At 69.4% G+C, this 14,215-nt stretch carries 11 protein-coding genes; 4 read left to right on the top strand and 7 right to left on the bottom strand.

Going from position 1 to position 14,215, the window contains the following annotated elements; translation table 11 throughout:
* Positions 1-3: 3 nt before the first annotated feature.
* Together ABD260_RS33410 and ABD260_RS33405 are read right to left on the bottom strand one after the other, a co-directional pair.
* Complete coding sequence (locus tag ABD260_RS33410) at positions 4-849, bottom strand: acyl-CoA thioesterase (RefSeq protein ID WP_344240198.1); 846 nt, start codon at positions 847-849, stop codon at positions 4-6.
* Between the two features lie 57 nt (positions 850-906).
* On the bottom strand, positions 907-1,818 hold the full coding sequence (locus tag ABD260_RS33405; protein WP_344240196.1) for a proteasome assembly chaperone family protein: 912 nt from the start codon (positions 1,816-1,818) through the stop codon (positions 907-909).
* Positions 1,819-1,990: 172 nt separating this feature from the next.
* Here ABD260_RS33405 and ABD260_RS33400 point away from each other — a divergent pair, with 172 nt between their 5' ends.
* Genes ABD260_RS33400 through ABD260_RS33390 form a run of 3 tightly spaced genes read left to right on the top strand, consistent with a single transcriptional unit; the run spans position 1,991 to position 5,481 of the window.
* The gene (locus tag ABD260_RS33400) at positions 1,991-3,007 is read left to right on the top strand and encodes a hydroxyacid dehydrogenase (protein ID WP_344240194.1); all 1,017 of its coding nucleotides are present in this window, start codon (positions 1,991-1,993) and stop codon (positions 3,005-3,007) included.
* Positions 3,004-4,902 (top strand): DUF2264 domain-containing protein, encoded by a 1,899-nt coding sequence (locus ABD260_RS33395; RefSeq protein WP_344240192.1) that lies wholly within the window; start codon positions 3,004-3,006, stop codon positions 4,900-4,902. The genes ABD260_RS33400 and ABD260_RS33395 overlap by 4 nt, the downstream gene beginning before the upstream one ends.
* A 51-nt stretch (positions 4,903-4,953) precedes the next feature.
* A complete protein-coding gene (locus ABD260_RS33390; protein ID WP_344240190.1) occupies positions 4,954-5,481 on the top strand; it encodes a ferritin in 528 nt (175 codons plus the stop codon).
* 23 nt (positions 5,482-5,504) lie between these two features.
* Here ABD260_RS33390 and ABD260_RS33385 read toward each other — a convergent pair whose 3' ends face one another.
* Together ABD260_RS33385 and ABD260_RS33380 are read right to left on the bottom strand one after the other, a co-directional pair.
* Positions 5,505-7,406 (bottom strand): DUF2207 domain-containing protein, encoded by a 1,902-nt coding sequence (locus ABD260_RS33385; RefSeq protein ID WP_344240188.1) that lies wholly within the window; start codon positions 7,404-7,406, stop codon positions 5,505-5,507.
* Positions 7,407-7,433: 27 nt separating this feature from the next.
* Complete coding sequence (locus tag ABD260_RS33380; protein ID WP_344240186.1) at positions 7,434-9,416, bottom strand: DUF2207 domain-containing protein; 1,983 nt, start codon at positions 9,414-9,416, stop codon at positions 7,434-7,436.
* A 176-nt stretch (positions 9,417-9,592) separates the two neighbouring features.
* Here ABD260_RS33380 and ABD260_RS33375 point away from each other — a divergent pair, with 176 nt between their 5' ends.
* A complete protein-coding gene (locus ABD260_RS33375) occupies positions 9,593-11,644 on the top strand; it encodes an elongation factor G-like protein EF-G2 (protein ID WP_344240184.1) in 2,052 nt (683 codons plus the stop codon).
* Here ABD260_RS33375 and ABD260_RS33370 read toward each other — a convergent pair whose 3' ends face one another.
* The 3 genes from ABD260_RS33370 to ABD260_RS33360 are packed head-to-tail and all read right to left on the bottom strand — an operon-like array spanning position 11,645 to position 14,204.
* Complete coding sequence (locus ABD260_RS33370) at positions 11,645-12,892, bottom strand: AAA family ATPase (RefSeq protein WP_344240182.1); 1,248 nt, start codon at positions 12,890-12,892, stop codon at positions 11,645-11,647. It lies immediately after the preceding gene.
* Complete coding sequence (locus tag ABD260_RS33365; protein ID WP_344240180.1) at positions 12,889-13,764, bottom strand: tetratricopeptide repeat protein; 876 nt, start codon at positions 13,762-13,764, stop codon at positions 12,889-12,891. The genes ABD260_RS33370 and ABD260_RS33365 overlap by 4 nt, the downstream gene beginning before the upstream one ends.
* Positions 13,761-14,204: a hypothetical protein gene (locus ABD260_RS33360; protein ID WP_344240178.1), complete on the bottom strand. Its 444-nt coding sequence runs from the start codon at positions 14,202-14,204 to the stop codon at positions 13,761-13,763. Before ABD260_RS33360 ends, ABD260_RS33365 begins: the two co-directional genes overlap by 4 nt.
* Positions 14,205-14,215: the final 11 nt, after the last annotated feature.

The raw sequence follows: 14,215 nt of genomic DNA, 5'->3' as shown, positions 1-14,215 counted from the left end.
CTTTTACGGTAGCAGATCCGCGTCCAGGCCGACCGGACGAATGAGTCCCTCCTGCGCCACGGACGCGATCAGGCTGCCGGACTCGGTGTACAAACGGCCGGTCGCGAAACCACGCGCACCGGACGCCGATGGCGACGACTGGTCGTACAGCAGCCACTCGTCCGCGCGGAACGGGCGATGGAACCACAGCGCATGATCGAGCGACGCCGGCTGGATGCGGCGGTCGCCGATCACGATGCCGTGCGGGAGCAGGCTCGCGCCCAGCAAGGTGAGATCGCTGGCGTACGCGAGAACGCACGCATGCAGCGCCGGCTCATCCGAGAGTTTCCCGGCGGCGCGGATCCAGAACTGACGCCCGGTCACGCCGGCCAGTCGTACGTCGAGCGACGCCCACTCGCGATCCCAGTCGGCGGCGGGACGACCGGACTGAGCCTCCAGTACGGTCGCGAGCCGCGGCGCCTCTTCCGGCGGTACGACGTCGTCCGGCATCGGATCCTGGTGATCAAGACCGGGCTCCGGGCGCTGGAAGGACGCCGACATGTAGAAGATCGGCTTCCCGTTCTGCGAAGCGACCACGCGGCGGCTGCTGAACGAGCCGCCGTCCCGCGTCGCCTCCGCCCGGTACACGATCGGTACGGACGTGTCGCCGCCGCGCAGGAAGTACCCGTGCAGCGAATGCACGACCCGCTCCGGATCGACGGACCGGCTCGCCGCGACGAGCGCTTGTCCGAGCACCTGCCCGCCGAACACCCGTTGCATCGACGTCTGCGGTTGCCGTCCCCGGAACAGGTCGACGTCGATCATCTCCAGGTCGAGCAACTCGACCAGGTCCTCCAGCGACTCAGGCATGCCCCATTTTGACAGGCACCATCCGCACGGACGCCACCCGGTCAGGAGTCGGACAGGTCAGTCGTCGTCCCGGTTCAGCTCGGCGAGGAACTGCTCCACCTCGGCACCGAGCTCGTCCGCCGACGGCGTCGAGTCCGCGAGCAGGCTCTTCCGGCTGACCGAACCGGCGGCAGCGTCGTACTGAGTCTCCAGCGACTTGACCACCGCGCTGGCGTCGTCGGACGCCTCCACCTGCTCGTCGACCAGGCGGCCGGTGACCGCTGCCTCGTCGAGCAGGGCCTTGCTAGGGAGCAGCAGGCCGGTGGCCGCGGAGATGGCGTGTACGAGGGCCAGCGCCGCGCCGGGGAACCTGTTCTCCGCCAGGTAATGCGGCACGTGGACGGCGAAGCCCATCGCGTCCCGGCCGGCCTCGCCGAGGCGGACCTGGAGCATCGTGCCGGCGCTCGCAGGCAGCCGCATCTCGCCGTCCCAGATGTTCGAGCGGGTGACCAGCTCGGGCCGGGTGGCGTGCGCGGTCAGGCCGAGCGGCCGCGTGTGCGGCACGCCCATCGGGATGCCGTGGACGCCGATCGTCAACGTCACGTTGTACTGGTCGATCAGCTGCCGCACCGCGCCGGCGAACCGGTCCCAGTGGTTGTCCGGCTCGACGCCCTCGAGCAGCAGGAAGTCCACGCCCGCGTCGTCGGTGACCAGGTGCAGGCTCAGGTGCGGCGGGGTGTAGTCGGTGAACCGGTCCTCGGCGAACGTCACCTCGGGCCGCCGGGCCCGGTAGTCGTGCAGGAGGTCGACGTCGAAGCGCGCCAGCAACCGGTGGTCGAGCACCTCGAGCAGGTGGTCGGCGGTCACCCGGCCGGCCTGGCCGGCGTCCATGAACCCGTCCAGCGCGTGCACCAAGACCTTCGGCGTCGCCGCCGGGCCGGTCGCCACCGACTCGTCGACGATCTCGTAGAGGTCGTCCGGTCGCAGCATCGTCGTTCTCCTTCGCAGTGGCCGACAGGGCGGGTAGGCCCCTCTATCCTGCCCTTTCCCAGGTCAACGCCTCACCTCGGCGGACAAATTCCGGCCGCGGACAAGTTTTGCGAATCAGCCGGAATCCGCGGTCGGCGCGACAGGTCGGAAAGCGCTTGCTAAGTTAGCTGGCGTGAGTAGCGAACCAACCTCCGCCCTGACCGTGATGCTGGCGATGAACGACACCAGCCGGGAGCGCGTCCTGGTACCGCGGGTCCGCGCGCGGCTGGAGGCCGTCGCCACCGTGCTACCCGTCGGCCCGGGGACCAGCTTCCTCGCCGATCCCGCGGTCCGGGCGGCGCTGCCGGAGGTCGACGTCCTGCTGACCGGCTGGGGCTGCCCGCGGATCGGCCCGGAGGTGCTGGACGCGGCACCGAAGCTGAAGGCGATCCTGCACGCCGCGGGTTCGGTGAAGGGGATCGTCGACCCGGCCGCTTTCGACCGTGGCATCCAGGTCTCGTCGGCGGCCACCGCGAACGCGCAGCCGGTCGCCGAGTTCACCGTCGCGGCGATCGTGCTGGCCGGGAAGCGGGCGTTCCGGCTCGCGGCGCAGTACCGGCTGGAGCGGCGGAAGACCGATCCGCACTCGATGCCGGGCAGCTACGGCTCGACCGTCGGTCTGCTCGGCGCGTCCCGGATCGCGAAGATGGTTGCCGAGCGGTTGCGTACGCTCGACCTGAACGTCCTGATCAGCGACCCGTACTTGACCACCGACGAGGCGGCGGCGCTGGGTGCGGAGCTGGTCGACAACGACACGCTGTTCCGGCGCAGCGACATCCTCAGCGTGCACGCGCCGCTGCTGCCTGAGACCACCGGTCTGGTGGATGCGCGGCTGCTCGGCCTGCTCAAGGACGGCGCGGTGCTGATCAACACCGCCCGCGGCAAGATCATCGACCCCGAAGCCCTCCTCAGCGAGTGCAGCTCCGGCCGGATCGACGCCGTACTCGATGTGACCGAGCCCGAGCCGCTGCCGCCGGACTCGCCGCTGCTCGACCTGCCCAATGTCTTCATCACCCCGCACGTCGCCGGTGCCGTCGGCAACGAGATCGCCCGCCTCGGCGAGCTCGCCGTGACCGAACTCGAGCACTTCGCCGCCGGCCGTCCGCTCGACCACGCCATCAGCGCCACGGAACTCGGGAGACTCGCATGAGCCGTCTGATCCTGCCCGACACCGACCGCGAGCTCTCCCGGCAGACCGGCTGGGTGCGGGCGCATTGGGAGGCACTCGCGGACCATCTGCTCGACTCGCTGGTGCCGTACTTCTCCCCCGGCGCGTCGCTGGTCGAGCTGCCCGGTCGCGCGAGCCGGTCGGGTACCGCGTCGGATGCGCTGGAAGGTTTCGCGCGGTCGTTCATGCTGGCCGCATTCCGGATCGCCGGCGTCCAGGGCAAGGGCTGTGAAGCCCTGATCGAGCGGTACGCGCGCGGCGTGGCGAACGGTGCGAACCCGGACCACCCGGAGGCCTGGCTGCGCCTCACCCCGAAGTCGCAGCAGATGGTCGAGGCCGCGGCGATCGCGGTGTCGCTGCACGAGACGCGCGAGTGGATCTGGGACCGGCTCGACACCCGCGCCCAGGAGCACGTCGCGGAGTGGCTCGGCGGGTTCAACGGTTCGACGACGCACGACAACAACTGGCGGCTGTTCCAGGTCGTGAGCGAGCAGTTCCTCGCGTCGGTCGGCGCGCCGTGCTCCCAGGACGACATCGACGGCGGGCTGGACCGGATCGAGGACTGGTACGTCGGTGACGGCTGGTATTCGGACGGCGACGGACAGAACTTCGACAACTACATCGGCTGGGCGATGCATCTGTACCCCGGTCTGTGGGCGCGGATGGCGGCCGCGACGCCGGGCGCGCAGTACGAGGACCGGCTGAAGCTTTACAAGGAGCGGATCAACCTCTTCCTCGCGGACGCGGTTCACCTGGTTGGCAACGACGGTGCACCGATCTACCAGGGCCGTTCGCTGACGTACCGGATGGCCGCGGCGGCGCCGTACTGGATGGGGGCGCTGCTCGATTCCACCCCGTTGACTCCCGGCGAAACTCGCCGGCTGTGTTCGGGGATCGCGCGGCATTTCGTACAGCACGGGGTGCCGGACGAGCGGGGCGTACTGACGCTCGGCTGGTACGACACGTTCTTGCCGACGACGCAGCAGTACTCCGGTCCGGGGTCGCCGTACTGGGCCTCGAAGGGTTTTGTCGGGCTGATCCTGCCGCCGGAGCACCCGGTCTGGTCGGATCCCGAGGACTCGATTCCGCTGGACAACGCGGACCAGATCCGGGCGATGCCGAAGCCGGGCTGGATCGTGCACGCGAGCCGGCATGACCAGGTCGTCCAGCTGGTGAACCACGGCGCCGATCATGCGCCGATCGCGGAACCGTCGGGCGTGGAGCCTGACGGCGATCCGCATTACAACCGGTTGGCGTACGCGAACCACGCGGGACCGGACCTGTCCGACCACGAGCCGCCGGTGGACAACCTGATCTCGCTCGTCTCCCCCGACGGTCCGGTCAGCGGGCGCGGGCGGATCCGGCGCCTCGGGGTGGATGAGCGTACGGCCTCCTCGTGGCATCGCGCTTGGCTCGGAACCGAGGGACCGTGGGCGATCGAGATCACGTCCGTGGTGCACAACGGGTGGGAGATCCGGTGTGCGCTGGTCGAGGGGCCGGACGGTGCGCTGGTACGCAGCGGCGGGTTCGCGGTCGCCGGAGAGTCCTTGCCGGAGGCAACCACCAGCGCGACGGCGGCAGCCGTACGTAATGCGGACGGGCTGGTGTCGGCGGTCGTCGGACTGCACGGGTACGACACGGCCGGTGTGCATCGCGGACTGGGCGTGAATCCGTTCGGAGTGCATTCCGGGACGCCGTACCTGACCGCTCGGCATCACGGTGAGCCGTTGGTGCTGGTGAATGCGGTGCTGCTCACCCGGGACGCGATCCGGCCGGAAGCGCTTGCCGAGGGCATCGATGTGGTCGTCGACGGCAGCACGGTCCGGCTCGACGGCGGCCGTACGGTAGTCGAACTCGGGCGGTCCCGACACGGTTAGGTCAGGCTCGCCAAGCGTGTGCATTCCGCCGGTGGCGTCTAGATTGACGGAATGAGCACGTACGAGAAACTTCTGCAGGAGCAGATCCGGAACGAATTCACGGCGTCACAGCAGTACGTGGCAGTCGCTGTCTGGTACGACGAGCAGGATCTGCCGCGGCTCGCCGCGCACTTCTACAAGCAGTCGCTGGAAGAGCGCAACCACGCGATGATGATGGTCCAGTACCTGCTGGACAAGGACGTCCGGCCGCAGATCCCGCCGGTGGACGCGGTCGAGGCCGACTTCAAGTCCGCGCTGGAGCCGCTCGAGCTCGCGCTGGCGCAGGAGATCACGGTCACCAAGCAGATCGAGACCCTGGCCCGCGCCGCGCGCGACGAGAGCGATTACATCGGCGAGCAGTTCATGCAGTGGTTCCTGAAGGAACAGGTCGAAGAGGTCGCTGCGATGAAGACCCTGGTCAACGTCGCCAAGCGCGCCGGCGACAACCTCTTCAACCTCGAGGACTTCCTGGCCCGCGAGGTGGTCGGTGACGCGGGTAACGACCCGACCGCGCCGGCGGCCGCGGGCGGCAGCGTCTAATCACCGGCTAGTCACCCGCCTGGTCACCAGCTGCCGCCGCCACCCCCGCCTCCGCCGCCGCCCGATGAGGACGACGACGAGGACGAGCTGGAGAAGCCGGAGGAGGACCCTCCTCCGGTGGACGGGCTCGGCGGCTGCGCGAAGCTGGTCGACACCGTCGACGTGATGCTGCTCGCGGACCACGACGAGTCGTAGTACGACGTCGTACCGGCATACCAGCTGGGCGTCGCGGTCAGCCGGCCGGACTGGACCAGCTGGTGACAGACCTGCTGCCAGTGGTCGGCCAGGTCGAAAACCAGCGCCCACGGCAGGTACTTGCTGAAGATGTCCTCGCCGTCCTCGAACCGAAGCTGATCCGCCTCCGCCGTGCTCAGGTACTGGCGGAAGCCGATCACCTGGTCCGTCAGCGCCCGCCCCAGCGCCGTACGCCGCCCCGCCCGGCGCGCGAGCACCACGTCGAGGAGACTGTTCAGCAGCGCGATCGCCGGTACGCCGATCACCAGCGCCGCTCCGAGCCAGACCGGCGCGCCGAACTTGACCATCCGTACGATCAGCGCGATCAGCCCGACCAGCAGCGCCAGGAACACTCCGCAGCCCAGTGGAACCCAGCCGTACCCGGAGGACTCCACCACCTTCACGCGGCGCGGCATCCGGACGTACCAGTTCCGCTGCTCGACCTGGCTGCGGAGCGTGTCGACCATGCCCTCGGCCGCCTTCGCCGGCCGGGTGTCGCCGACCGCCGGCGCGACCAGCCGTACCTGCGATCCGAGCTGTTGCTTGGGGAACAGGCCCTTGAGCAGCGCGGACTCGTGGGCGGCGGTCGCGCGGCTCGGATCGACCAGCACAGCGGTCTGCAGGTCGTCGGTGCCGTCGATCCGGATCGCGCCCTTCACCGCCAGGTCGACCAGGGTCGCCGCGACCTCGGTGGTGTCCGCCTTGCCGTCCAGCAACAGACCGCCCTCCGCGGCGGTGATGGCCGGCGGCGCGAAGGCCACTGGGAGGTTCTTGTCGGACAGCCGGTTCCGGGCCGTGGGCGGGGTGAGGCCTTCGGGCGGTACGGTTCCCGGCGGCAGGTCCGCGTACCGCAGATCGCCCTGCCGGCGGGCGAGCAACTTACCGGCCGCGACCAGGATGATCGTGACCAGGATGGACAGCAGCACGACGGGCAGCGTCAGACCGTAGCGGGCCAGGAAGCCCGGTGGGTCCACCACGATCGGCGTGTCGTTGCTCACGGCACCGGCTTGGAGGCCGGCGGCGATCGTCAGCCCTGAGCCACGGGGAATGGCGGCTTCCTGCTTGTACACGCCCTTGCCCGCGCTGATGGTTGCCGCGTCGCACGGCTTCGTCGAGCCGGGCGGTCCGGCGTAGCACGCGACCTTCCGTACGCCCTGCGGAGCGGTGACGGTGATCGACGTCTTGTAGAGGTTCGCGTCCCAGCTCAGCCCGGTCGCGTCCCAGTACAACTCACTGTGGTCCGCGAAGTGCCGGAGCGCGCCGCGGACGTCATAGCTGATCTTGTACGTGGCGTCGCGGCCGGGCACGGTGTCACCCGACGAACCGATCTTGATCCGCAACACCTGGTCGCGACGCTTGTTCTTGTAGTCGGTGGAGGTACTGAACTTGCTCGGCGCGCCGGACGGCGACGACACCTGGATGTTCGACACCTCGTACTTCTGGTCCTTCGACTTGTCGTCGGCGTACGGCTCCCGGATCACCAGATCGCGGTAGATCCCGTGCCGATCCCGGTCGCCGAAGTGGTACTCGATCGTCTCCGAGACTTTGACAACCCCGTCCGGGGTGACGGTGTAGTCGATCGCCATCGCATTCACCCAGTCACCGGGCGCGGCCGACGCGGGTACGGCGTACCCGGCCAGCGCCAACGCGACCGCGAGCATGCCGACAACTACCCCGAGAGCACGACGCATGCCCGCGACACTACCCAGAGTGGGGTCCTACCAGCTGCCGCCGCCTCCACCACCGCCACCGCCGCCGGACGAACCGCCGCCCCCGAAACCGGAGGAGCTTCCGCCGCCACCGCCCGAGCTGGACGGCGTGGGCGGCGGGTCGAAGCTGTGGGCGACGGTCGAGCTGACGGCGCCGGCGGTCCAGCCGGAGGTGTAGTAGGACGGGCCGTAGTACCAGACCGGGTCGGGGGTCAGTCGGCCGGCGGCAACCAGTTGCTCGCAGACCTTCTGCCAGCGGTCGGCGAGCCCGAAAGCGATGGCCCAGGGCAAGTACTTCGAGAAAATGTCCTCGCCCTCCTCGAACCGGAGCTGATCCGCCTCGGCGGTGGCCAGATACTTGCGGAAGCCGGACACCTGGTCGGTCACCGCGCGCCCGGCCGGGTTGCGCTGACCGCGGCGGCGGATGCTGGTCCAGATGCCGATGGCAACGAGCACGGAGATCAGCGGGACCGCGAGCACGATCTTCCGGACCGGCAACCCCGCGCCCACGCCGGCGGCCACCGTACCCATCAAGCCGGCACCGAGCCCCCAGATCGCGATCATCCCGATGCAGGCGCCGCGGAAGCCGTTCTTGAACAGCGAGCCGCCGGCGCCGCGCGGCATTCGCAGGTACCAGTCGCGCTGCCGCACCTGGTCACGCAGCGCCGCGATCATAGCGTCGTGCGCCTTGCGCATGGTGTTCTCACCGACCGCGCCGCGCTTGAGCGTCACCTCGGAGCCCGGCTGCAGTGTCGGGAACAGGCCGGACATCAGCGCCTGCTCGTGCGGTGCCGTCGCGACTGCCGCGTTCAGCAGGACGGCCTTCTGCGAGTCGCCGGAGTTGTCGATGCGGACGCCGCCGCGGACCGCCAGGTCGATCAGCGTCGCGGCGGTCTCGGTGGTGTTCGCCTTCGCGTCGATCAGCAGACCGCCCTCGGCGACCGGGATCTTCGGCGGGGCGAACGCAACGGGGATCTGGTCTTCACTCAGCTCGTTCTTCACCGCGGGCGCCGCCATCCCGGACGGTGGGAACGTACCCGGAGGCAGGCCCGCGAAGCGCTGGTCCTTGTTGCCGAGTTTTGCGTACAGCCCGGCGAGGACAAGCGCGACCAGGCTGACCAGGCCGGAACCGATCAGCGACAGCCAGGACAGGCCGTTGCGCTGCAGCCAGTTGGGCGGGTCGACCACGATCGGGGTGTCGTTCTGTACGGCGCCCGCGGTGATGCCCGCGACAATCGTCAGCTGCTGTCCGCGAGCCAGGCCGGTCGCGCCGAAGACGCCCTTCTCCCCCACCACGGACTTCCGCGGGCAGGTGTCCTTCGACCCGGCCACGCCCGCGAAGCAGTCGACCTGCGTCACACCCTGCGGTACCTGCACGTTGACGGTGACATTGTTGATCGGAGCCTCCCAGCCGCTGCCGGTCGCGTCCCAGTACAGCTCGCTGTGGTCGGCGAAGTGCCGCAGCGCACCTCGTACGTCGTACGAGATCACGTACGACGCCTGGCTACCGCGGACCGTTTCGCTGGCCGAGCCGATCTTGATCTGGAGGTGCTCGGTGCGGCCGTCCTTCGACTTGAAGGACGTCTCGGTGTGCTCGGCCGGTGCTCCGGTCGGTGACGACACCTCGACGTTGTCGACCTGGTACTCCTGGTCCTTCTTCGCGTTGTCCTTGTACGGCTCGCGCACGACCAGATCGCGGTAGATCCCGTGCCGGCCGCTGGTCGCGAACCGATAGTCGACCGTCTCGTTGACGTGCAGTACGCCGTCAGCCGACACCCTGTAGTCGATCGTGAAGTTGGTGATCTCGTCACCGGCCTCCACCGGCCCGGCCGCCGCCGGCCCCGCAAACCCCGCCACGGCCAGTACGCCGACGAGCGCGCTGATGACTACCCCGAGTGCCCTAGAGCGGGTCTCCCGGTTCCACGCCGTAGCGAGCAGGTGCTCGGCGGAGTGCCTCGGCGTGCGGGAGCGGAGGGCTCGATGCGGTTCCATCGTGCCCTTCGCTCCCGCACGGCGAGGTGCCCGCCGAGTGCCGCGCAGTAGGCGTGGAACCGGGAGACGCGCTCTATGCATGGCCGCGACCCTACCTACCGTGAGGGTCCGCGGCGTGGCGGGCCTTGTGCGAAGTGGCCGCAAGGGGAATCGTGGGTGGACCAGGAGGAAACGTCATGGCAGACAAGACGAACACTTCCCAAGGCACCGGAGCCGCGCCCGCTGTGGACAGCCCGGCCGCCATTCGCAACGTCGTGCTGGTCGGCCCGTCGGGCGCCGGCAAGACCACTCTGGTCGAGGCCCTGCTGGTGGCCTCCGGGGTCCTGAACAGACCCGGCACCGTCCTGGACGGAACCACGGTGTGCGACTTCGACGACGCCGAGATCCGGCAGCAGCGCTCGGTCGGCCTGGCGCTGGCCTCACTGCCGCACGACGGCGTGAAGGTGAACCTGATCGACACCCCCGGGTACGCGGACTTCGTCGGCGAGCTGCGGGCCGGGCTCCGGGCCGCCGACTGCGCACTCTTCGTGGTCGCCGCGAACGAGGGCGTCGACGAGCCGACCCGGGCGCTCTGGCAGGAGTGCGACGAGGTCGGGATGCCGCGCGCGGTCGTCATCACCAAGCTGGACCACGCCCGGGCGAACTACGACAACGCCCTGGCCACCGCGCAGGCCGCGTTCGGCGACAAGGTGCTCCCGCTGTACCGGCCGGACGGCGACGGCCTGATCAGCCTGCTGAGCCAATCGGACGAGGCGCTGATCGAGGGCATCATCGAGGAATCCGAGGACGAGTCGCTGATGGACCGGTACCTCGCCGGCGAGGAAATCGACCGGAAAGTGCTGATCGAGGACCTGGAACGGGCGGTCGCGCGCGGCTCGTTCTTCCCGGTGATCCCGGTCTGCAGCGGCTCCGGCGTGGGTACGGCCGAGCTGCTCGAAGTGATCACCAGCGCCTTCCCGTCCCCGCCCGAACACACCATCCCGGACGTGTTCAACCCGCACGGCGTCCCGCGCAAGGGGATCGCCTGCGACACCGATGGACCGCTGCTGGCCGAGGTGGTGAAGACGACGTCGGACCCGTACGTCGGGAGGGTCAGCCTGGTCCGGGTGTTCTCCGGCACCATCAGGCCCGACACGACGGTTCACGTGTCGGGCCATTTCACGTCCTTCTTCGGTGAACACAACTCCCATCAGGACCATGACGAGGACGAGCGGATCGGGACGCTGTCGTTCCCCCTGGGCAAGACGCAGCGGCCGGCCGGTCAGGTGGTCGCCGGTGATCTCTGCGCGATCGGCCGGCTGACCCGGGCCGAGACCGGTGACACGCTGTCCGACAAGGCCGAGCCGTTGCTGCTGAAGCCGTGGAGCATGCCCGAGCCGCTGCTGCCGATCGCGGTCCAGGCGCATGCGAAGACCGATGAGGACAAGCTCGGGATCGGGCTGCAGCGGCTGGCCGCGGAGGACCCGACGCTACGGATCGAGCAGAACCCGGAGACCCACCAGATCGTGCTGTGGTGCATGGGTGAGGCGCATTCGGACGTCGTCCTGGACGCGCTCGCCAACCGGTACGGCGTGACGGTCGACACGGTCGAGCTGCGGGTGCCGCTGCGGGAGACGTTCGGCGGCGCGGCGAAGGGGCACGGGCGGCATGTGAAGCAGTCCGGCGGCCATGGTCAGTACGCGGTCTGTGACATCCAGGTCGAGCCGCTGCCGGAGGGTGCCGGGTTCGAGTTCGTCGACAAGGTGGTCGGTGGCGCGGTGCCGCGGCAGTTCATCCCGAGCGTGGAGAAGGGCGTCCGGGCGCAGATGGAGAAGGGCGTCGGCGCCGGGTACCCGATGGTGGACATCCGGGTCACGCTCCTGGACGGGAAGGCGCACAGCGTCGACTCGTCGGACATGGCGTTCCAGATGGCCGGCGGGCTGGCGTTGCGGGAGGCCGCGGCGGCGTCGCGGGTGGCGATGCTGGAGCCGGTGGACCTGGTGTCGGTGCTGGTGCCCGACGAGCTGGTCGGCGCGGTGATGAGCGATCTGTCCGGGCGGCGCGGTCGCCTCCTGGGTACGGACAAGATCGGCGACAACCGGACGTTGGTGAAGGCCGAGGTGCCGCAGGTGGAGATCACCCGGTACACGATCGACCTGCGTTCGTTGTCGCACGGCGCGGCTTCGTTCACCCGCCACTTCAGCCGGTACGAGGCGATGCCGGAGTCGGTGGTGGCGAAACTGAAATGATCAGCTCAGCCGGCGGCGTACGTCACGGGACTTGAGGTACGCCGCCACGTCGTCGTACCGCTCGCTCTGGTTGGCGAACTCGATGTACGAGCGGACGCGGTGCAGCCAGTCGAGCGTGGACGGTTTCACCGCGGTCAGCGCGTCGGTGAGGTGCCGCATCGCCAGCGGCGGCTCGCCACCGGTCGAGAGCGCCTCGTCGATCACCTTGTCCACGCCACGCTCGATCAGTGCGCGCAGGTCAGCGCCGCTGAACATGGGCGTCTGGCCGGCCAGCGCCTTCAGATCGAGGTCGTCGGCCGGTACGTCCTTGGTCAGTACGCCGAGGATGTCGGCGCGGGCCGGCTCGTCGGGCGGCGGTACGAAGATGACCCGGTCGAAGCGGCCTGGGCGGAGCATCGCCTCGTCCACGTCCCACGGTGCGTTCGAGGCCGCGAGTACCAGCAGGCCCTCGTTGTCGGAGCCGATCGCGTCCAGCTCCTGGAGCAGTACGTCGACCAGCCGCCGCGACTCGGAGCCGCCGTGCTTGTGCCGTGCGAAGGCAAGAGCGTCCAGCTCGTCGAGGAAGAGTACGCACGGACCGTTCGCCCGGGCGCGCTCGAAGGCGGCGTGCAGGTTCCGCTCGGAGACGCCCAGGTACGGGTCCATCACGTCCTCGATCCGGACGTTGATGAACGGCAGACCGCACTCCCCCGCGGTCGCCCGGGCCAGCAGCGTCTTACCGCAGCCCGGCGGCCCGTAGAGCATCACGCCGCCGCCGGACTTCCGGCCGTACTTCTCGTACAGCTCCGGGCGGCTCAGCGGGAGGATGACCATCCGGTGGATGATCCGCTTGATCTCCTCCATGCCGCCGACCTGGTCGAAGGTGGTGGTCTCCTTGGCGGTGTCGGCGGTCAGCGGGTCGTACTCCGCTTCCGGGCCGACCTTGATGCGGACGCCGCTGCGCTCCGAGATCATCCCGTCGACGAGCTGCTGCAACCGCCCAGTGCCTTCGACGATGCCGCGCTGACGAGCCGCCTCGAGCAGGTTCCGCAGCAGCGCGAGCCGTCCGTTCGCCGCGGCCAGCTCCCCCACCGGTACGAACTGGTCGTCCGGCAACCCGTGCTGGTCGAGCAGCACCACGTACTGATCGAGCGCCTCCTCGATCTCAGCAGCCGCCGTCAACGACTCAGCCAGCACGAGCCGCAGCAGTACGTCATCCGGATTCGTGTCGACGGCCTTGCGGAGGGCGTCGATGCGGTCGTTACTCATGCTCCCCATTTCCGGTTGAGCCAGCGGCGGACCAGTGGTGGGACCACCCAGGAGTACACGCAGAAGGTCAGCCAGATCATCGCGAACCCGAACGACAGCGGCGCCAGACCGACGGCGCGGAGACCGTAGATGATCACGACCGCGCCGATCCAGACAACCAGCGGGTTGATCCGCGCGAACGGGCGCAGCGGGCGCATCAGCGGATGGTTGATCAGCTTCGCCTCGCGGGCGGCGGCGCGCAGGTCCGGGTCGCCGGGCTGGGACGCGGCCGCGGAGGCGAGCGAGGTGTACCCGGAGCGCGGGTCGCCGGTCAGCATCGACGCGGTGCCGTGCAAGGCCCGCGCGTTCGGGTCCTCGGGATCGTGCGACAACGCCTCGGCGCTGTGGCGGTGCATGTCGCGGTCGTTGCCAAGCGCAAACGCCACCTGCGCACGCGCCGCGGACACCGCCGCGCTCTCCGGTGCGTGCGACGCCGCGCGCTCGACCAGGGCACTCGCCTTCTGCGCCTGACCCGCGGTCAAGCACACGAGCGCGTACCCGATCAGCAGATCCGGGTCGTTCGGGTCGAGGCTCAGGCCCTGCAGGAACGCCGCCTCCGCCTCGGGCAGCCGGCCCTCGGACCGCAGCGCCGACCCCAGGATGTGCAGCATCCCGAGAAACGGACCGTGCAGCGCAAGACCATCCCGGAGTACGTCGATGGCCTCCTGGTTCCGGTCGAGCGAGTGCAGGGCGGCGCCACGGAACAGGTACGCACGGTAATCCAGCGCCGCCTCGCCGGTCAGCCCTTGGAGCTCGTCCAGGGTCCGCTCCGGGTGGCCGATCTGCAGCCAGTGACCGGCCATTCGCAGGCGGGCCTCGGTCGGTTCGTTCACAGCACCACCATCACCAGGATCAGGATCTCGACCAGTGCGCCACCGATCGTCGCGGCGACCCCGACGACCCACAGCGAGCGGTACTCGGAGCCGCGGAGCTGGAACGCGCGATCCATCGGCCGCTGCAGCCGGAGCTGGGCCATACAACACACCACCGCGACGACCCGAGTCAGCACGCGCAGCTCGGTAGTCACACCGGTGTCATCCGCGAGCAGGGCAACGATCCCGATCACCGCGGCCAGTCCGCCGAGCCCCGACAACAGGATCAGCCGCCGCTTCGCCGCGTCCACCCCAAGCCGGCCGGCATTCAGGTACGCGACGACGGTCGACGCGATCACGCCGCCGAAGAACGCCACGTACGTCTGCGACATCAACCGCCAGGGGCGTACGGTCAGGTCCACGCCGGTGCCGATGGTCGGGCGCAGAAGATCGTCCGGCATCGGTCTCCTAG

The sequence above is a fragment of the Kribbella hippodromi genome (assembly GCF_039531045.1).
Taxonomy (GTDB): domain Bacteria; phylum Actinomycetota; class Actinomycetes; order Propionibacteriales; family Kribbellaceae; genus Kribbella; species Kribbella hippodromi.
This window is presented reverse-complemented; position numbering and strand designations above follow the sequence as displayed.

Coding starts and splice junctions, on each gene's coding strand:
- ABD260_RS33405 (WP_344240196.1), bottom strand. CDS start 1,818: ATGCTGCGACCGGACGACCTCTACGAGATCGTCGACGAGTCGGTGGCG.
- ABD260_RS33410 (WP_344240198.1), bottom strand. CDS start 849: ATGCCTGAGTCGCTGGAGGACCTGGTCGAGTTGCTCGACCTGGAGATG.
- ABD260_RS33380 (WP_344240186.1), bottom strand. CDS start 9,416: ATGGAACCGCATCGAGCCCTCCGCTCCCGCACGCCGAGGCACTCCGCC.
- ABD260_RS33375 (WP_344240184.1), top strand. CDS start 9,593: ATGGCAGACAAGACGAACACTTCCCAAGGCACCGGAGCCGCGCCCGCT.
- ABD260_RS33370 (WP_344240182.1), bottom strand. CDS start 12,892: ATGAGTAACGACCGCATCGACGCCCTCCGCAAGGCCGTCGACACGAAT.
- ABD260_RS33395 (WP_344240192.1), top strand. CDS start 3,004: ATGAGCCGTCTGATCCTGCCCGACACCGACCGCGAGCTCTCCCGGCAG.
- ABD260_RS33390 (WP_344240190.1), top strand. CDS start 4,954: ATGAGCACGTACGAGAAACTTCTGCAGGAGCAGATCCGGAACGAATTC.
- ABD260_RS33385 (WP_344240188.1), bottom strand. CDS start 7,406: ATGCGTCGTGCTCTCGGGGTAGTTGTCGGCATGCTCGCGGTCGCGTTG.
- ABD260_RS33360 (WP_344240178.1), bottom strand. CDS start 14,204: ATGCCGGACGATCTTCTGCGCCCGACCATCGGCACCGGCGTGGACCTG.